15 protein-coding genes and 1 tRNA gene are annotated in these 17,425 nt (G+C 61.3%); 5 read left to right on the forward strand and 11 right to left on the reverse strand.

Features of this window, described 5'->3' with window-relative positions:
- Positions 1 to 159: 159 nt before the first annotated feature.
- The 3 genes from murC to ftsW all read right to left on the reverse strand — a co-directional run bounded on the left by murC (position 160) and on the right by ftsW (position 3,928).
- Positions 160 to 1,557 (reverse strand): UDP-N-acetylmuramate--L-alanine ligase, encoded by a 1,398-nt coding sequence (murC, locus tag ACSHXH_RS12880; protein ID WP_435672212.1) that lies wholly within the window; start codon positions 1,555 to 1,557, stop codon positions 160 to 162.
- The gene (locus ACSHXH_RS12885) at positions 1,554 to 2,672 is read right to left on the reverse strand and encodes a UDP-N-acetylglucosamine--N-acetylmuramyl-(pentapeptide) pyrophosphoryl-undecaprenol N-acetylglucosamine transferase (RefSeq protein WP_435672213.1); all 1,119 of its coding nucleotides are present in this window, start codon (positions 2,670 to 2,672) and stop codon (positions 1,554 to 1,556) included. The genes murC and ACSHXH_RS12885 overlap by 4 nt, the downstream gene beginning before the upstream one ends.
- Positions 2,673 to 2,761: 89 nt before the next feature.
- Positions 2,762 to 3,928: a putative lipid II flippase FtsW gene (ftsW, locus tag ACSHXH_RS12890; protein ID WP_435672214.1), complete on the reverse strand. Its 1,167-nt coding sequence runs from the start codon at positions 3,926 to 3,928 to the stop codon at positions 2,762 to 2,764.
- A 143-nt stretch (positions 3,929 to 4,071) separates the two neighbouring features.
- On the opposite strand from ftsW, the gene ACSHXH_RS12895 reads away from it, so the two are divergent.
- Genes ACSHXH_RS12895 through ACSHXH_RS12905 form a run of 3 tightly spaced genes read left to right on the forward strand, consistent with a single transcriptional unit; the run spans position 4,072 to position 6,637 of the window.
- Positions 4,072 to 5,253, forward strand: a complete 1,182-nt coding sequence (locus ACSHXH_RS12895) for an NAD(P)/FAD-dependent oxidoreductase (protein ID WP_435672215.1) — start codon at positions 4,072 to 4,074, stop codon at positions 5,251 to 5,253.
- Between the two features lie 32 nt (positions 5,254 to 5,285).
- Positions 5,286 to 5,948: a hypothetical protein gene (locus tag ACSHXH_RS12900; protein ID WP_435672216.1), complete on the forward strand. Its 663-nt coding sequence runs from the start codon at positions 5,286 to 5,288 to the stop codon at positions 5,946 to 5,948.
- Positions 5,945 to 6,637, forward strand: a complete 693-nt coding sequence (locus ACSHXH_RS12905; protein WP_435672217.1) for a hypothetical protein — start codon at positions 5,945 to 5,947, stop codon at positions 6,635 to 6,637. Before ACSHXH_RS12900 ends, ACSHXH_RS12905 begins: the two co-directional genes overlap by 4 nt.
- Here ACSHXH_RS12905 and murD read toward each other — a convergent pair whose 3' ends face one another.
- The 6 genes from murD to ACSHXH_RS12935 are packed head-to-tail and all read right to left on the reverse strand — an operon-like array spanning position 6,638 to position 11,889.
- Positions 6,638 to 8,041 (reverse strand): UDP-N-acetylmuramoyl-L-alanine--D-glutamate ligase, encoded by a 1,404-nt coding sequence (gene murD, locus ACSHXH_RS12910; protein ID WP_435672218.1) that lies wholly within the window; start codon positions 8,039 to 8,041, stop codon positions 6,638 to 6,640. It lies immediately after the preceding gene.
- A 57-nt stretch (positions 8,042 to 8,098) separates the two neighbouring features.
- On the reverse strand, positions 8,099 to 9,400 hold the full coding sequence (gene hisD, locus ACSHXH_RS12915; protein ID WP_435672219.1) for a histidinol dehydrogenase: 1,302 nt from the start codon (positions 9,398 to 9,400) through the stop codon (positions 8,099 to 8,101).
- Between the two features lie 53 nt (positions 9,401 to 9,453).
- Entirely contained in the window at positions 9,454 to 9,972 is a 519-nt protein-coding gene (locus ACSHXH_RS12920) for an N-acetyltransferase family protein (RefSeq protein ID WP_435672220.1), read from the reverse strand.
- A complete protein-coding gene (locus ACSHXH_RS12925; protein WP_435672221.1) occupies positions 9,969 to 10,448 on the reverse strand; it encodes a DUF2948 family protein in 480 nt (159 codons plus the stop codon). The genes ACSHXH_RS12920 and ACSHXH_RS12925 overlap by 4 nt, the downstream gene beginning before the upstream one ends.
- The gene (gene murA, locus ACSHXH_RS12930; protein ID WP_435672222.1) at positions 10,445 to 11,716 is read right to left on the reverse strand and encodes a UDP-N-acetylglucosamine 1-carboxyvinyltransferase; all 1,272 of its coding nucleotides are present in this window, start codon (positions 11,714 to 11,716) and stop codon (positions 10,445 to 10,447) included. The genes ACSHXH_RS12925 and murA overlap by 4 nt, the downstream gene beginning before the upstream one ends.
- 5 nt (positions 11,717 to 11,721) lie before the next feature.
- The gene (locus tag ACSHXH_RS12935) at positions 11,722 to 11,889 is read right to left on the reverse strand and encodes a hypothetical protein (RefSeq protein WP_435672223.1); all 168 of its coding nucleotides are present in this window, start codon (positions 11,887 to 11,889) and stop codon (positions 11,722 to 11,724) included.
- Positions 11,890 to 11,988: 99 nt separating this feature from the next.
- Between ACSHXH_RS12935 and ACSHXH_RS12940 the strand changes: the two genes are divergently transcribed.
- Positions 11,989 to 12,063, forward strand: a tRNA-Thr gene (locus tag ACSHXH_RS12940).
- A 182-nt stretch (positions 12,064 to 12,245) separates the two neighbouring features.
- Here the strand turns inward: ACSHXH_RS12940 and ptsP are convergent.
- Positions 12,246 to 14,495 carry a phosphoenolpyruvate--protein phosphotransferase gene (gene ptsP, locus ACSHXH_RS12945; RefSeq protein WP_435672224.1) on the reverse strand — a complete coding sequence of 750 codons (2,250 nt, stop codon included), beginning with the start codon at positions 14,493 to 14,495 and terminating at the stop codon, positions 12,246 to 12,248.
- Positions 14,496 to 14,712: 217 nt separating this feature from the next.
- Here ptsP and ACSHXH_RS12950 point away from each other — a divergent pair, with 217 nt between their 5' ends.
- A complete protein-coding gene (locus tag ACSHXH_RS12950) occupies positions 14,713 to 16,101 on the forward strand; it encodes a DUF3179 domain-containing (seleno)protein (protein ID WP_435672225.1) in 1,389 nt (462 codons plus the stop codon).
- A 35-nt stretch (positions 16,102 to 16,136) separates the two neighbouring features.
- Here the strand turns inward: ACSHXH_RS12950 and ACSHXH_RS12955 are convergent, their stop codons facing one another.
- Positions 16,137 to 17,375, reverse strand: a complete 1,239-nt coding sequence (locus tag ACSHXH_RS12955; RefSeq protein ID WP_435672226.1) for an aspartate kinase — start codon at positions 17,373 to 17,375, stop codon at positions 16,137 to 16,139.
- Positions 17,376 to 17,425: the final 50 nt, after the last annotated feature.

Genomic DNA, 17,425 nt, shown 5'->3' on the forward strand with positions numbered 1-17,425 from the left:
GCGCCCAAACCAAAGGAAAGCCGCGCCCAGAACAGCGCAGCCTCCTCGTCTTTTCTTGTTCAAAAAAATATCCGTGGGTAAGGCCGCAGGCTGAGGGGCAAAGCCCCTGTTTTGGGTCAACCGAAAACCAAGGATGCGTCGACGCATCCTCTGCCGCGCCTACTTGCCCAACCGCTCTGGCAGCCCATTGGCCCAGGTCGAAATGGTCCCCGCCCCAAGGCAAACCACGATATCGCCGGGGCGGGCCTGTTCGCGGACCAGCCGTTCCAGATCGTCCTCGTTCAGGATCGCGCGGGCATGGCGATGGCCGTGACGGATCAGGCCTGCGACCAGATCATCACGCGATGCGCCTTCGATGGGGTCTTCGCCTGCCGCGAACACTTCGGCAATCGCCACCACATCAGCCTCGTTGAAACAGGCACAAAAGTCGTCAAACAGGCTCGACAGGCGGGTATAGCGATGCGGCTGGTGCACGGCGATCACACGGCCCTCTGACGCCTGACGCGCCGCTTTCAGCACGGCGGCAATCTCAACCGGGTGGTGGCCATAATCGTCGATGATCGTGACGCCGTTCCATTCACCCACCTTGGTAAAGCGCCGGTTCACGCCACCAAATGCCGCCAGCGCCTCGCGGATTTCGGATTTCTTCATCCCCAGATGCCGCGCCACGGCCACGGCGGACAAGGCGTTGGACACGTTGTGATCACCGGGCATCGGCAGGGTGCAGCCCTCGATCACATCGTCTTCGGATTGCAACGCCACATCGAAATGCGCAACGCCCTTTTCGTAACGCAGGTTCACTGCGCGCACATCGGCCTGCGCGTTGAAGCCGTAGGTCACAACCCGGCGGTCCGTGACCTTGCCGACAAGGCGTTGCACCTCTTCATGGTCGGTGCAGCAGACCGCAACGCCGTAAAACGGGATGTTCGACACGAAATCCTGAAACCCCTGACGCAAGCGATCAAAATCACCCCAATGCTCCATGTGCTCGGGGTCGATATTGGTGACGATCCCAATGGTCGCAGGCAGGCGGTTGAACGATCCGTCGCTCTCGTCGGCCTCGACGACCATCCATTCGCCCTGCCCCATCCGCGCATTGGAGCCGTAGGCGTGAATAACCCCGCCATTGATCACGGTGGGGTCAAAACCGCCTGCGACCATCAGCTCGGCCATCATCGTGGTGGTGGTGGTTTTGCCGTGCGTGCCCGCAATTGCGATGTTGGACTTGAGCCGCATCAGCTCCGCCAGCATATCTGCCCGGCGCACCACCGGCAGACCACGCTTGCGCGCTTCGTCAAGTTCGGGATTGCCCGGTTTGATCGCGGTCGAGACAACCACAACCTCCGCCCCGTCCAGGTTTTCGGCCCGCTGGCCTTCGAAAATACGGGCTCCCAGATCGGCAAGGCGGTTGGTGATCTTGCTGGCCTTCAGATCCGATCCCTGCACCGTGTAGCCAAGGTTGACCAGAACTTCGGCGATACCGGACATGCCAATGCCACCAATGCCGACGAAATGAATGGCCCCGATATCAACGGGCAGTTTGGTGGCGGCGTTCATGCGTCTTGTCCTTCCGGGGGCTGAGAGCTGTGACCGGCCAACACCTCGACCAGGTCGGCAAGGTCCTGCGCGGCTTCGGGTTTGGCCTGCGCAAGTGCGGCTTGTGACATTCGCAAAGCAGCGGCTGGGTTTTGCAAAACCAGTGTGAGCTGTTGGGCAAGGCTGTCCACGGTCAGCTTGCTTTCGGGAATGCAGATCGCCGCGCCCGCCTCGACAAGCCCGCGCGCGTTTGCGGTCTGGTGATCGCCAGTGGCGGCGGCGAAAGGCACAAGGATCGACGGGCGGCCAATGACGGAAATGTCTGCCACGCTTGACGCGCCCGAGCGCGAGATCACAAGCTGCGCTTCGGTCATGCGGTTTGGCACATCATTGAAGAACGGCTGCACGTCCGCATTAACCCCCTGTTCGGCATAGTAGCTGGCAACGCGGTCCCCATCTTCGTCACGGGCCTGATGGCTGACTCGCAGGTGTTGCAGCGTTTCCAGCGGCAGCGACGCAATCGCGGGCGGTACCACGTCAGACAGGATGCGCGCGCCTTGCGACCCGCCGATCACCAAGATCGACATCGGGTAATCGCCGGGCGAAATATAAGCAGCCCCGGCACGGTCCTTGATGGCCAATCGCACCGGATTGCCGACATGTATACCGTTCACACCCTCGGGAAGCGTGGTGGGCCATGTGCCGCACGCCACATGATCCACACGTTTGGAGAAGATCGCATTCACGCGCCCCAGAACACCGTTCTGTTCGTGGATCATCCGCGGACGCCGCAACAGCCATGCCGCGCCAAGCGCCGGGATCGACGGGTAGCCACCAAACCCGACCACCGCGTCCGGCCTGTCGCGCAACATCCGCCACGACATTGACAGCACGCCCCCCAACACCCGCACTGGCACCAGTGCCTTAGTCAAAAGACCGCCGCGCGCGAACGTGGCGCTGGCCACTTGTTCGATCTCGGTGGAATGGGGAAACCCGCCCGTGTAGCGCGCGCCGCGCGCATCGGTGGACAGTTTGACCCGCCAGCCCCGACGCAGCATGACCTCGGCCAAGGCTTGTGCCGGGAACATATGTCCTCCGGTGCCGCCTGCTGCGATGATCAAGTAAGGTTTGCGCATGTTTGCCCCGCGTCACGTTTGCTGGACAGAGACCTGCCCACGCGCTGTTTGTCAACAAACGGGCGCGCGAATGACCCAAGATGATGGCTCTATCGCAACCGTCCCCGCAAGATATCGCCGATTTCGCCCTGCGCGCGGGTCCGGGTGAAGGCCAAAAGCATCCCCACGGCAATGCCACCCGCAATCAGCGACGATCCACCGTAGCTGACGAACGGCAAGGTCATGCCCTTGGCCGGCAGCAACCGCACCGCGACGCCCATGTTGATCATGGCCTGAACACCAAACATGCATGCCAGCCCCGTACCAGCCAACCGGATAAACGGGTCCCGTTCGCGGATCAGGCGCAGCAGCGACCGCACCACGATGGTCGTATACAGCGCAATGATGATCAGAACGAGCACAAGGCCGTATTCTTCGGCGGCAACCGCGATGATGAAATCGGTATGCGCGTCTGGCAAAGACCATTTCACCTGTCCTTCGCCCACGCCAACGCCCAGAAACCCACCTTCGCGGATCGCATTGGTGGCATAGCCAAGCTGCGTCGTGGGATCGACCTCGGGGCTCAGAAAGCCGTCGATACGGCGCGCGAAATGTTCAGAGTTCTGGTAGGCGACCGTTCCCGCCAAGACGACCAAACCCGCCATCAGCATAAGCAAAAGCATCGGTGCCCCTGCCACGAAATACATCACACCCCAACCGAACAGCACAAGACAGGCCTGTCCGAAATCCGGCTGCAACGCGAGCATCAGCACGATGCTAACCGTGAGCGCAAACGAGATGGTCTTGCCCGGAGGGCCGCCCAGATCCTGACTGGCTGCCAACAACCACGCCACCACAATCACGAATGTCGGCTTTAGAAATTCGGATGGCTGCAAGGACGCAAAACCCAACGAGTACCAGCGCACAGCGCCTTTGCCAAAGTCGGTCCCAAAAAACGGAAGCAGTGCCAGGGCGATAAAAGCCGCAATGAACCCAAGCACGGCCAATCTGCGCACAACAATCGGGCCAAGCATCGACACAAAGATCATGACGCCCAACGCCATGCCTCCGAACACCGCTTGCCGCTGCACGTAGTGAAATGCTGCGAATCCGTTGCGCTCGGCCAAGGGCGGCGATGCGGCCAGACCCAACAGTATGCCAATGCCAAACAGGATCAGGATGCAGGACAACGACCATCTGTCGACTGTCTGCCACCACTTGGGCAACACAGGTTCACCCGCGCGCGTTGGGACCGCGCCATAGACCATCTCTGTCATGGTTTCACCGCTACTACTGCCTCAATCGTCCGCGTTGTCGCGGATCTCTATGGGTATTCTAACCGATATGATTCGTCCGATCCAGAAGAATGAGTCGCCTGTCATGGCTTGCATGCAGCGCGCATCCGTGATGGGTGCGCAAAATGCAGATAAACACCTTGATCCTCGGGGCCGGAGCGGCCGGACTGATGTGCGCGGCCAATGCCGGGCCCTCGACGCTTGTCATCGACCACGCGAAGGCACCGGGCGAAAAGATCCGCATTTCGGGCGGCGGGCGCTGCAACTTTACCAACATGCACACCGATCCGGGCCGGTTTCTGGGCGCAAACCCGCATTTCCATAAATCCGCACTCAGCCGCTACACCCAATGGGATTTTCTTGACCTCGTGAACCGCCACAAGATCGCGTGGCACGAAAAGACCTTGGGGCAGCTATTTTGCGACGACAAGGCCACCCAGATCGTCGAGATGCTACGCACAGAGTTGACCCGCGCGGGCGCACAGCTTTGGCTTCAGACGGCGCTGGCCGACCTGACCCATGACGGCACCCGCTTCACCGCACATCTTGAGCGAGAGGGCAAACGCCACACGATCACCGCGCGCAACATCGTGCTGGCCACCGGGGGCAAGTCGATCCCCAAGATGGGCGCGACCGGCCTTGCCTATGACATCGCGCGCCAGTTTGGCCATGCCGTCACCGACACCCGCCCTGCCCTTGTGCCGCTGACATTCTCGGATCAGCGCTTTGCCCCCATATCCGGCGTCGCCACGCCGGTTGTTGCGCAGGCCAATGGCACCGCTTTTGAAGAGGCCCTGCTGTTCACCCATCGCGGTCTCAGCGGGCCTGCGGTGCTGCAAATCTCAAGCTACTGGAGCGAGGGCGACACGATCAGCGTGAACCTGCTGCCTGCGCATGATCTGGCGGGCACGCTTCGAACCGCACGCCAGACACATGGCAAACGCAACGTGACCACGGCCCTGGCCGAGGTGCTGCCGGAACGGCTTGTCGATCACCTGTCCACCGATCTGCCACTGGGCGGAAACGTGGGTGACCTTTCGGACAAACGCATCGACGAGATCACGGACCGCTTGCGCGATTGGACGCTGACCCCCACCGGCAGCGAAGGATACCGCACTGCCGAGGTGACGCTGGGCGGGATTTCCACCGACCGGATCGACAGCAAGACCATGATGTCACGCGATGCGCCCGGCCTCTATATGATCGGTGAAGCGGTGGATGTGACCGGGTGGCTGGGTGGCTATAATTTCCAATGGGCGTGGAGTTCAGGTGTCGCGGCAGGTCAGGCCATTGTTCAGACGACTTGAATTTGTCATGAACCTGTTACACATCTTTTGGCATGTCAGACGCCTCTGCCCCCGTTCCCAAAGCGCCTCTCGTGCTTTTGCGCGGCCCTCTGCGCGACCTTTTGAACCGGGTCATGCAGGGGCATGGTGCCCCACGGGCGCAAGAGCGGATCTGGATCGATCCCCGCGCGCTTGGCCGGGTCTATACGCGGAACGCAGCACAAACCCCTGATTTCAAACGACGCCATTCCGGCATGGTGATCGGTGGCGATTGGGATCGTCAGACCGAACCGGTCGATCAATCGTGGAAAATTGCCGCCTGTCTGTCGCGGTTCAGGGATGGCGTGTCTTGGAAGGACACCGGCATCTATGACCGCATGGCCCAGATGATTGCGCAGCGCGGACTGTTTGACAGTTGCGCGACACATGCTGACATTATCGCGCGATACGAACAGATCGACGCGCTTTATTCCGATATTCTTGAAAATGGGTTCCGCGACCAAACCATCCGCGCATTTGGCACCGCGCGGCTGCCCGAAGGCGTGTTTGTCCATATCGACCGCCACGGCGATCCGATTTTCGGGGCGATCGGCAATCACCGCGTCGGCATTGCCCGCGCGCTTGGCCTGTCCCGCATCCCGGCGCAATTGGGGGTGATCCATTCAAAGGCCTTGGCGCACGGCGCGCTTGACCGGTTCCGGGGACACATCACATGACCGATCTGCGAAAAGCATTGAACCTGGATGCCCCTGTCCGCGCGATAAAGGCGGGTGTGCCCGTCAAGACGCTGCGCAACATCTCAAATCGGCTTCGGTTCGGGGCAGATGCACCACAAAGCGACGAACTCATCTGGGTGCGCGCGCGCGACGTCACCGATTGGTACAAACCCGACCCCGCAAACGGGGCACCGCGATTTCGGCGGCGTCATTCGGGCATGGTGGTTGACAGCGACTGGGACAAGTCCCGCAAACCCTTTGGCAGCCAGATCAAGCTCGATAGCATCCGCGATCATTTTGAACGAAATGTCCCGTGGCAGAAAACCGATCTGTTCCAATGGATGCTCAAGCAGATCGCCGAAAAGGGCCGGATCGACGGATGCCACACCCGCGAAGACCTGATCGCCCGGTATCAACAGCTTGACCAGATCTATGCCGAAGCCAAGCAAAGCGGCACCATGCGCCCGCATGGCAGCGTCAACCAGACACGAGGCGAACAGGGCGGCATCCTTGTTCATATCGCCCGCGATGGCACGCCCCTGCGGGATGGCGGCGGCATGCACCGCTTTGCAATCGCCTATATCCTCGACTTGCCCAAGGTGCCTGCACAGCTTGGTGTGATCCATGCCGACGCCGTGGCATCGGGCGTGTTACAAACCCTGCGCACTGGCCCTCAGCCCGAACGTTGATCAGCGTGCAAGAACCGCTGTGACCTGTGCCGCGAAATCCTCGCCGCGTTTTTCAAAGCTGTCATATTGATCAAAACTCGCGGCAGCAGGGGCCAACAGAACCACGTCCCCCGGTTCGGCCTCGGACACCGCCTGCGCAACAGCCACGTCCATTGTCCCGCAGGCCTCGGTGGTCACGCCGGTCAATTGCACCGCAAAGCCATCCGCCTCGCGGCCAATCACATAAGCCTTGCGCACGTTCTCGAACCCCGGTTTGAGCCCGTCCAGCCCACCATCTTTTTGCAACCCGCCACAGATCCAGCGGATGTTCTTGAACGCCAACAGCGCCTTGAGCGCGGAATCGACATTTGTAGCCTTGCTGTCATTCACGAAAGTCACACCGTTCCGTTCGGCCACGATCTGACTGCGATGCGGCAAACCCCCGAAAGTGCCCAACGCTGTTTCGATCTGGCGCGGGGCCAGACCCAGCCCGCGCACCGCCGCATAGGCAGCGCAGGCGTTCTGATGGTTATGCGCTCCCGGCAGGCCCTTGATGGACCGCAGGTCAATCGATGCCACCTGACGCCCCTTGCGCCATTCCGCCAGAAAGCCCTTTTTGGCAAAGACCGACCAGCCGGGACCGGACAGTTTTTGACCCGAAGAGATACGGATCACCCGGTCATCGCCCGCCCCTTCGGCCAGTTGATTGGCAATGTATCGGCCTTCGTTTTCGTCCACACCAATCACCGCGCGGTCCGGCCCACCTTCGGCAAAGAGACGACGCTTGGCAGCGAAATACCCACCAAAACCCGCGTGCCGATCAAGGTGATCAGGCGACAGGTTGGTGAATACCGCCACATCCGGTGTCAGCGCGCGCGCCAGATCGGTCTGGTAACTGGACAGTTCCAGCACCACCACATCGCCATCGCCCGGAGGGTCGATATCCAAGACGCCGCGCCCGATATTGCCCGCCAACTGGCTGTCCCGGCCCGACACCTCAAGTATGTGATGGATCAGCGCCGATGTGGTGGATTTGCCGTTCGATCCCGTCACCGCAATCACCCGTGGCGCGGTGTCGAAGTCATCCCATTCGCTGGTTGCCAAGGACCGGAAGAACAGGCCGATATCGTTGTCCACCGGCACGCCTGCATCCCATGCCTTGGCGATCACCGGATTGGGTGCAGGATAAAGATGCGGAATACCAGGGCTGACGATCAGGCTGGCAACGGCGTCAAACGCGCCGTCACGCGACAGGTCGCGGATCTCGAACCCTTCGGCCTCAGCCGCCTCGCGCGCTTTGGGATTGTCGTCCCAGCACAGCGGAACCGCGCCACCTTCGCGCAGCGCGCGCGCCGCCGACAGGCCAGACCGGCCCAACCCCAACACAGCCACCTGATGGCCTTCAAAGCCCTGAACGGGGATCATCGCGCACCTCTTGTTTTCATAGACAATCGCTAGCGCATCTGCGCGCGACGCGAAAGGTCAGCCGTTGAGCTTGCGCAGACGTGCCGTAACCGACAATCCATGCGCCTCAAGGGATTCAGACCGCGCCAGCGTTTCCGCCGCCGGCCCAATGGCGCGCAAGGCGTCGGGCGACATCTTGGCCAGTGTCGTGCGTTTGAGGAAATCCAGCACCGACAGCCCGGACGAAAACCGCGCCGAGCGCGCCGTGGGCAATACGTGGTTCGGCCCCCCGACATAATCGCCGATGGCTTCGGGCGTCCATTGCCCAAGGAAAATAGCACCTGCATGGGTGATCTTGGCCGACAATGCGTCGGGATCATCCACACACAGTTCAAGATGTTCGGGCGCGATCCGGTCACACAGCGCTGCTGCCTCGTCCAGGTCCCGCACCGTGATTATCGCGCCAAAGTCACGCCAGCTTGCCCCGGCAATCGCCCTGCGCTCCAGCGTTTCCAGCCGCGTCTCCACCGCCTTGGCCACGGCCTGACCAAAGGCGGCATCCGTGGTGATAAGCAACGATTGCGCGGATTCGTCGTGTTCGGCCTGTGACATCAGATCAAGCGCGATCCAGTCGGGGTCATTGTCGCCATCCGCAATCACAAGGATCTCGGACGGCCCGGCGATCATGTCGATGCCAACCTTGCCGAACACCCGCCGCTTGGCCGCTGCCACAAATGCATTGCCCGGTCCGGTGATCTTGTCGACCGGTGCGATGGTGTCGGTGCCGTAGGCCAGTGCTGCAATCGCCTGCGCCCCGCCAATGCGGTACACCTCGTCCACGCCCGCGATGCGGCAGGCCATGAGAACGAGCGGGTTCATCACCCCGTCCGGCGTGGGCACGGTCACGGCCAACCGCCCGACCCCTGCCACCTTGGCCGGGACAGCATTCATCAGGACAGAGGACGGATAGCTGGCCAAGCCGCCGGGCACATACAGCCCCGCGGCTGATACCGGCGTCCAGCGCCATCCAAGCGTGGCCCCGTGGTCATCGGTCCACATCTCGTCTGACGGCATCTGGCGCATGTGATAAGCGCGGATGCGGTCGGCGGCGGTTTCCAACGCGATGCGCTCGGCCTCCGGCACCTTGGCGATCTCGGCGTCAATCTCGGCCTCGGAGACGCGCAACTGGGCGGCGGTCAGGTCAAGCCGGTCAAACCTGGCGGTCAGCTCAAGCACCGCCGCATCGCCGCGCGCCCGCACATCGGCGATGATGCCTGCAACGATATGATCCACATCCGGGCTATCCTCGCGCTTGGCGTTAAGAATGGCCGCAAAGCGCGTATCGAAGTCGGCATCGGTTGTGGACAGGAACTGTGGCATCAAAGCCTCCGGATCAAGTGTTGCCGGGTACTTAGACCGCGCAGCACGAACCCTCAAGCGCCGCGGGTCAGGTTGGCCCCATCCAGCGCCTTGATCATCAGGAAATCGTCGCGCCCCGCCCCATCAATCAGCACCGATCTGGGCCTGCGCCCAAACACATGAAATCCCAGCGCATGATAAAGCTTTTGTGCGCCTGTGTTGTCGACATCGACCACCAGTTCGGCCTGCTGCACGCCGGCGTCTGTCAAGTGCTGCAAAACGGCGCCCATCAGCGCGCGGCCATAGCCCTGCCCTTGGGCATCATGGCGCACGTATAGCGGACCAATGTCCGCCATGTGCCGCATCCGTTGCGGGGCACCGCGCCGGGCGGACACAAATCCAACGAGCCGTTTGGCATTGTCATACGCGCCAAGCGTCAGATTAACCTCCAGACCGCGCTCTACATCCTTGTTGGGGATTGCGCGGACCTCTTCGGCGCCAAACAGAAACGCGGAGGGAACGCGCATCAAGCCGTCGGCCCACAGCGCCCGGAACGCGGACAGGTCTTTGGGCGTCAGCCGCCGGATGATCATTCCGGGTGATCCGGCACCTTGCCCGACACAGCCGCATAAGGCTTGGTCACATCGCGCAGCGCCACTTCGAGTTCCGACACCTGCAACCGGACCGCGCCGTCGCCTGCCAGCGTCAGAAGCACCGCGCCGCCATCGGCGTCCCCCTCTTCAAAGGTGACAGACAGCACCGACAAGATTGTGTCCGCATCTCCGGGTGTCACACCTTGGCTGGCAACCCGTAGCACGTTTTCAACCGCGAGCACGCATTGCACCCGCTCTGGTTTGCGCCCGCCCTGTTCAGCGACGGGAATATCTTCCCAGCGGAACCGATTAAGCAGGATACCAAACCGCTGCTTGCCCCGCTGCCATTGCATTTCGCTGGCCGGGAACACCGCGTCCTGACACAGCGCCGACAACACCTGTAGGTCATCGCTGTCTACAGCGATCAGACGAAGCGGCTTGGCCGCACCGTCTTCGAATGTGGCGTCCACGCTCACTGTTCTTTCACCCGTTCGATCTTGGCGCCCACGCTCGACAGCTTGCGCACAACGTGTTCATAGCCACGATCCAGGTGGTAGACGCGGCTGACAATGGTTTCGCCCTCGGCTGCAAGCCCCGCAAGGATCAACGACACCGACGCCCGCAGGTCCGTCGCCATCACCGGCGCGCCCCTAAGGCGATCGACACCTGTGACCGTCGCGGTCCCGCCGTGCACGTCGATCTTGGCCCCCATGCGGATCAGCTCAGGCGCGTGCATAAAGCGGTTCTCGAAGATTTTTTCCTCAAGAACACTGGTCCCCCCGGCGGTGCACAAAAGCGCCATCATCTGCGCCTGCAAATCGGTCGGAAAGCCGGGAAACGGTTCAGTCGTGACATCCACCGCCGACACGCGCCCATTCTTGCGCGCGACCTTGAGGCCAGTTGGCGTTTCCTCCACCGAGATTCCCGCCGCATCCAGCTTTTCACAAAACGCCGCAAGCAGTTCTATCTTGCCACCAAGACATTCCACCTCTCCGCCGCAGATCGCGGGGGCCAGCATATAGGTGCCCAGTTCGATCCGGTCGGTGACCACGCGGTGTGTGGCCCCGCCCAAACGGTCCACACCCTGAATGGTGATCTCTGACGTGCCTTCGCCCTCGATCTGTGCGCCCATTTTTTGCAAACAGCGGGCAAGGTCGACAATCTCGGGTTCGCGCGCAGCGTTCTTGAGAACGGTTGTGCCCTTGGCCAAGGTCGCCGCCATCAGCGCGTTTTCGGTTGCTCCCACCGACACAAACGGAAAATCCACGATCCCGCCTTTCAGGCCGCCCGCAGGGGCCTTGGCGTGCACATACCCGTCCCGCAGGTTCAGCTCTGCGCCCATCGCCTCGAACGCCTTGAGGTGCAAATCCACCGGGCGCGCGCCAATCGCGCAGCCACCGGGCAGCGACACCTCGGCATGCCCGAACCGCGCAAGAAGCGGCCCCAGCACAAGGATCGACGCACGCATCTTGCGCACAATGTCATAATCCGCCCGCGTCGAGGTCAGATCATGGCTCGACATCGTCAAAACCTGCCCGTCCTGCAACGACTGCACTTCGGCACCGAGGGACTGCAACAGCGTGGTCATGGTGCGAATGTCGCTTAACCGTGGTGCATTGGTGAGCGTCAGTGGCTCTTCGCTCAGCAAAGTGGCTGGCATGAGTGTCAGGCAGGCGTTCTTTGCGCCCGCAATCGGAATTTGGCCGCTCAGCGGGCCGTTCCCCGTTACGATAATCTGGTCCATTGGTGCTAACTGCCCTCGCTCGTATTTTTGCTATCTTTCACCTCATCTCGCGTCCCCGAGGACCGCGCGCGGGCCTGTGCCTTGCGCTTGGCCATATTCGCCTTGAGCGCGGTTTTGAGCCTGTCTTCCCGCGCCTGTGCCGTCGTTTTCCCGGATGAGGTTTTCTGCGTCATGACCACTTCCTATCCCAGAGGCTAAAAAGGGTCCAGATTGCGCTTGCACCGATTTCCGTTTGAGTCTAATCACCCGCCACGTCGAGTACGACACCCGGCGCTGTGGTAGCTCAGTGGCAGAGCACACCCTTGGTAAGGGTGAGGTCGAGAGTTCAATCCTCTCTCACAGCACCATTTTTCAAAAAATCCATGTAAATTGAGGTATTTACACCCATCTCACGCAAGCACTTATGTGTTTGGTGCGCTAGCGTATTCGAGTTACAAACCCTGACGTCCGGGGCAACGCACCTATGGCATGCGATGCTGGATCGCCGGGCGGGTGATCTGAAAAAACACGGACATCCTGACGCTCTGCCTCAGCTTAAGCCGCGTAGATACTCCATGACCGCAGGGCGCACGGATTGTTCGCCCGCGTCCCGTGCGTCGTGGATGATCTTGTGCACCACGTCCAGATCACAGCGCCGCAGCAGGTGTTTGACCGGCCCAACAGAGGCAGGGCGCATGGACAGCGAGGTCAGACCAATCGCGGCAAGGCACAGCGCCTCGACGGGGCGGCCCGCGTCTTCGCCACAAAACGACAGGCGCGTGTTGGTCGCCGCACACCGCGTGATGATGTTTTCCAAAAAGGTCAGGAAGCTGATATTCAGCGTATCATAGCGGCGGCGGACCCGTTCGTTTTCCCGGTCCGCAGCAAAGAAGAACTGCTTGAGGTCATTGCCGCCAATCGACAGGAATTCGACCTCTTCGTAGAACTGGTTGCACGCATAGGCGAGCGACGGCGTCTCGAGCATTGCGCCGATTTCAAGCCGTTCCGGCACAGCGTGGCCCAGCTTTTTCTCACGGGCCAGCGCTTTGTCCACTTCGGCGCGGGCGGCGGTGTATTCTTCGTATTGCGCCACGAACGGGAACATGATCGACAATGGACGACCATTGGCAGCGCGCAAAAGGGCCTGCAACTGCATCCGCATCACTCCCGGTTTGTCGAGGCCCACACGGATCGCGCGCCAGCCCAGCGCCGGGTTCGGCTCATCCTGCGCCTTCATATAGGGCAACACCTTGTCCGACCCGATGTCCAGCGTCCGAAACACCACGCACTTGCCCTTGGCCGCATCCAGGACGCGGGCATAAAGCGATGCCAGCTCGTTGCGCTTGGGCATCTGGCTGCGCACCAGAAATTGCAGTTCGGTGCGGAAAAGGCCCACACCTTCGGCACCCGAATTTTCAAGTGACGGAAGATCGGCCATCAGACCGGCATTCATATCCAGACGGATCGTCTTGCCACATAGCGTGATGGCCGGTTTTTCCCGGATCGACGCGTAGCGTTCCTGCGCCTTGGCCTGCATCGCCATCTTATCGCGGAACGCACTGACCACGGTGTCGTCGGGACGCAGGTGCACAATACCCTGATCGCCGTCCAACATGACATGATCGCCATTCAGAGCCTCGGCCTGAATGCGTTTCGCATTCACCACCAACGGGATTGCAAGCGCCCGCGCGACAATCGCCGCATGGCTGCCGACAGAGCCTTCCTCGAGCACGATCCCACGCAACTGACGTCCGTATTCGAGCAGCTCTCCGGGGCCAATGTTGCGCGCCACAAGGATCGGATTCTCGGGCAGCGCAGCCCCCGTCTGGGCCCCCTGCCCGGTCAGGATGCGCAACAGGCGGTTGGACAGGTCATCAAGGTCTTGCAGCCGTTCGCGCAGATAGGCGTCATTGGCCTGCAACATCCGCGCACGGACGTCGGATTGTTCCTTTTCTACAGCGGCTTCGGCACTCAGGCCCCGGTCGATGTTTTCTTCCATCCGGCGCAACCATCCCTTGGAATTGGCAAACATCCGGTAGGCCTCAAGAACCTGTACCTGCTCGGTATCGCCGCTCTCCCTCGTGGCCCCGGCAAGAAGCTGATCCACACTGACGCGCAGGTTTTCCACAGCTTCGTTCAGGCGAAGACTTTCGGTTTCGGGATCGTCGCCGACAAGGTTGGTCACGACGACACGCGGTTCGTGCAACCAGACATGGCCCTCGGCAGTGCCTTCCTGCGCGGTCGCGCCACGGATCAGGACAGGTTGTGTATGGCGCGCGCGCAAGGCGGCGCCTTCGCCGACAAACGCGCCCAGCTCGGTCATTTCGGCCAGCACCATGGCGACCACTTCAAGCGCGTAGATCTCATCCGCGCTGAACTCCCGGGCGGTCTTGGATTGTACCACCAGCACGCCCAGCTTTTCGCCAAGTCGCTGGATCGGCACCCCGAGAAAGCTGGAATAAATCTCTTCGCCGGTTTCCGGCATATAGCGGAACCCGCGTGCAGACGGCGCATTGGCGGTGTTGATGATCTTGCCTGTGCGCGCCACCCGCCCCACAAGGCCCTCACCCAGCTTCATCCGGGTCTGGTGCACGGATTCGGCGTTCAGGCCCTGCGTTGCGCACAGCTCAAGGGTTTCCTCGTCACGGAACAGGTAGATCGAGCACACTTCGGTGCCCATAGAATCAGCCGTCAGATGGGTGATCTGATCCAGCCGTTCTTGGCCGGCGGCTTCGCTGGCCATTGTGTCACGCAACCGCCCAAGCAGCTTTCGGCTTTCGCTTTCGAATCTGTCTGGCATCTGCCCCACTGCCTTGTCGTTCCTAGACAATTATAGGCCCAGCCGTCGGGCGGGGAAAGCCGCTAATCGGGGGGAGGTCGAACACAGCACCATCCGCAGCGTGATAGGCAACATGGTGCCCGGTGCACCGAAAGGTGATCCAGACGTGATTGGCGCTGTGTCGGGAATGGGCCGAAGGTGACACCACATTGATCATTCCGCTGCGAAAGGATCCGCCATGACACGCCCCCGACCGTTCTGCCCTGACAGATTTCTGATGTCCTACGCGCTGGCGCTTGGCGTGCTTTTGACCAGCCCAAGCGCAGAGGCACAAACCACCGCGCCCCTGCCGGATCACGTGATTGAGGCCTTTGGCCAACCTCCGGCACTCCCCAAAGGTGACTTCACCGACGCGGTGCAAGCTGCGGTGCAGGTGGCCTTTGTCGACAGTATTGCCACCTCAAGCTGGGGGCCTGATCAGGTCGTCGCCTTGGACGAGATCAGCGCATCCCAAGACCCGCGCATCGCTTGGATCATCAGCGACATGATGCGCTTTGTTCAGGGCGGCGCGTTAACAGCGGAACTGGCGCAAACCGCCGCCCAATTGCTGGCTATCGAGACACCGCACCGCAACCAGTGGGGCGTGATCACCGATCACCTGATGGCGTGGGACATCCCTGCACCACCGGGCTATCTGCCGATCAAACGCGCAATCTTTACCAAGGCTGTGCCGGGGTGGGACCGCATCTTTGTCGAGGGCGACATCGACTGGCGTTTTGTGTCCTGGGGCGGCGTTCTGATCGACGATCGCGCCTATGACACCACAGATGCGCGCTGCAATTGCATCCCCGCCGCCGACAATCCCGATGTGATCGCCGCCGAGGATGCAAAATGGCTGCGCGACACTGACATCGTGTTCGGAATCGAGATCAACGGCGAGGCACGGGCCTATCCACGGCGCATCATGGAGGTGCGCGAAATGATCAATGACACCTTGGGCGGACGCGATCTTGGCATCCCGTACTGCACCCTGTGCGGGGCCGCGCAGGCCTATTTCACCGATCGCATGCCCGACGGCGTAGACCGCCCCGTCCTGCGCACCTCTGGGCTGCTGATCCGGTCCAACAAGGTCATGTATGATATCGAAACCTACTCCGTGTTCGACACGTTTCTAGGCCACGCTGTGACCGGACCGCTGGCCGACAAGGGGATCAAACTGGAACAGGCCACGGTGATCACCACCGATTGGGGCACATGGCAACGGGACTACCCGCACACCACCGTTCTGACCGAGGCGCTGGCGCTGGGGCGCAATTTCGACTTCCGCAATGGCCGTGACGCGGATGGGCCAATCTTTCCGGTGGGGGATGTCGACCCGCGCCTGCCTGTGCATGAAGATATCATTGGCGCAATCACCGCATCGGGCAAACCCATCGCCTTTCAACGCAGCGCGGCGGACCTTGCGCTGCAAAACGGCCAGGAGATCACATTCGAAAACCTGCGGCTTGAACTGGCCGCAGGCGGCGTCAAAGCGGTGACTGCCGACGGATCAGACGCGGGCAGCCATCAGGCCTTTTGGTTCGCGTGGTCGCAGTTTTACCCGAACACAGAGCTTTGGTCAGGATGATCAGACCAGACCACGCGACACAGCCAACACGCTGATCAGGAGGCCTTTTCCAGCTCGAACGCGTCGTGCAGCGCCTGAACGGCAAGTTCCATGTACTTGCGATCAATCAGCACCGAGATTTTGATCTCGGACGTGGTGATCACCTTGATGTTGATGCCTTCCTTGGCCAGCACCTGGAACATCTTGGCAGCCACGCCCGTGTGACTGCGCATGCCGATCCCAACCACTGACACCTTGGCCACAGCGGTATCGGCCACGATATCGTGGAAATTGATGTCCCCGCGCGCCTTGGCGTCGATCATCGCCTTTTCCGCGCGCGGCACCTGATTGGTCGGGCACGAGAACGTCATATCCGTGCGCCCCTCTTCCGAGATGTTCTGCACGATCATATCGACATTCACGCCCGCCTCGGACAGCGGTGTAAAGATTGCCGCCGCGATGCCGGGACGGTCGGCGACCGACACCAGCGTCATCTTGGCCTCGTCGCGGGAATAGGCCACGCCTGCCACTACATTGCTTTCCATGATGTCCTCCTCGTCGCAGACCAATGTTCCTGCGTCGTCAGATTGTTCCTCGAAACTGCTCAGCACCCGCAGTTTCACCTTATAGCGCATTGCCAATTCGACAGAGCGGGTTTGCAGAACCTTTGCCCCCAACGATGCAAGCTCCAGCATTTCCTCGAACGCGATCCGGTCCAGTTTGCGGGCCTTGTCGCAGATGCGCGGGTCGGTGGTATAGACGCCGTCCACATCGGTATAGATATCACAGCGCTCGGCCCCGAAGGCGGCAGCAAACGCAACCGCCGTGGTGTCCGATCCACCGCGCCCCAGCGTGGTGATCCGGCCCTCGGGGCTGATCCCCTGGAACCCAGCGACCACGGCAACCCGCATGCCTTCGCCAAACTTGCGCGTGATGTTTTCCGGCGGGATGTCTTCGATCCGGGCCGATGAATGCGCCGAGGTGGTTTTCACCGGCACTTGCCAGCCCTGCCAGCTGCGGGCCGGCACGTCCATTTCCTGCAAGGTCAGGGCCATTAGGCCCGCAGTGACGTTTTCACCTGAAGACACCACGGCGTCGTATTCGCGCGCATCGAACAGCGGCGAGGTTTCCTCGACAAAGCCAACAAGCTTGTTCGTCTCACCAGACATGGCAGACACAATGACAATCACGTCATAGCCTTTGGACACTTCGACGCCGACACGTTTGGCCGCGCGCTTGATCCGATCAAGCGTGGCAACAGACGTTCCGCCGAATTTCATCACGAGAACGGGCATAGAAAAGGGGCCTCCCGGGTCAGACTCAGCGGGTGCTTTACGTTGGGTGG

The sequence above is a fragment of the Marivita sp. genome, from assembly GCF_051251565.1.
Classification (GTDB): Bacteria; Pseudomonadota; Alphaproteobacteria; order Rhodobacterales; family Rhodobacteraceae; genus Marivita.

Coding starts and splice junctions, on each gene's coding strand:
- murC (WP_435672212.1), bottom strand. CDS start 1,557: ATGAACGCCGCCACCAAACTGCCCGTTGATATCGGGGCCATTCATTTC.
- ACSHXH_RS12885 (WP_435672213.1), bottom strand. CDS start 2,672: ATGCGCAAACCTTACTTGATCATCGCAGCAGGCGGCACCGGAGGACAT.
- ftsW (WP_435672214.1), bottom strand. CDS start 3,928: ATGACAGAGATGGTCTATGGCGCGGTCCCAACGCGCGCGGGTGAACCT.
- ACSHXH_RS12895 (WP_435672215.1), top strand. CDS start 4,072: ATGCAGATAAACACCTTGATCCTCGGGGCCGGAGCGGCCGGACTGATG.
- ACSHXH_RS12900 (WP_435672216.1), top strand. CDS start 5,286: ATGTCAGACGCCTCTGCCCCCGTTCCCAAAGCGCCTCTCGTGCTTTTG.
- ACSHXH_RS12905 (WP_435672217.1), top strand. CDS start 5,945: ATGACCGATCTGCGAAAAGCATTGAACCTGGATGCCCCTGTCCGCGCG.
- murD (WP_435672218.1), bottom strand. CDS start 8,041: ATGATCCCCGTTCAGGGCTTTGAAGGCCATCAGGTGGCTGTGTTGGGG.
- hisD (WP_435672219.1), bottom strand. CDS start 9,400: ATGCCACAGTTCCTGTCCACAACCGATGCCGACTTCGATACGCGCTTT.
- ACSHXH_RS12920 (WP_435672220.1), bottom strand. CDS start 9,972: ATGATCATCCGGCGGCTGACGCCCAAAGACCTGTCCGCGTTCCGGGCG.
- murA (WP_435672222.1), bottom strand. CDS start 11,716: ATGGACCAGATTATCGTAACGGGGAACGGCCCGCTGAGCGGCCAAATT.
- ACSHXH_RS12935 (WP_435672223.1), bottom strand. CDS start 11,889: ATGACGCAGAAAACCTCATCCGGGAAAACGACGGCACAGGCGCGGGAA.
- ptsP (WP_435672224.1), bottom strand. CDS start 14,495: ATGCCAGACAGATTCGAAAGCGAAAGCCGAAAGCTGCTTGGGCGGTTG.
- ACSHXH_RS12950 (WP_435672225.1), top strand. CDS start 14,713: ATGACACGCCCCCGACCGTTCTGCCCTGACAGATTTCTGATGTCCTAC.
- ACSHXH_RS12955 (WP_435672226.1), bottom strand. CDS start 17,375: ATGCCCGTTCTCGTGATGAAATTCGGCGGAACGTCTGTTGCCACGCTT.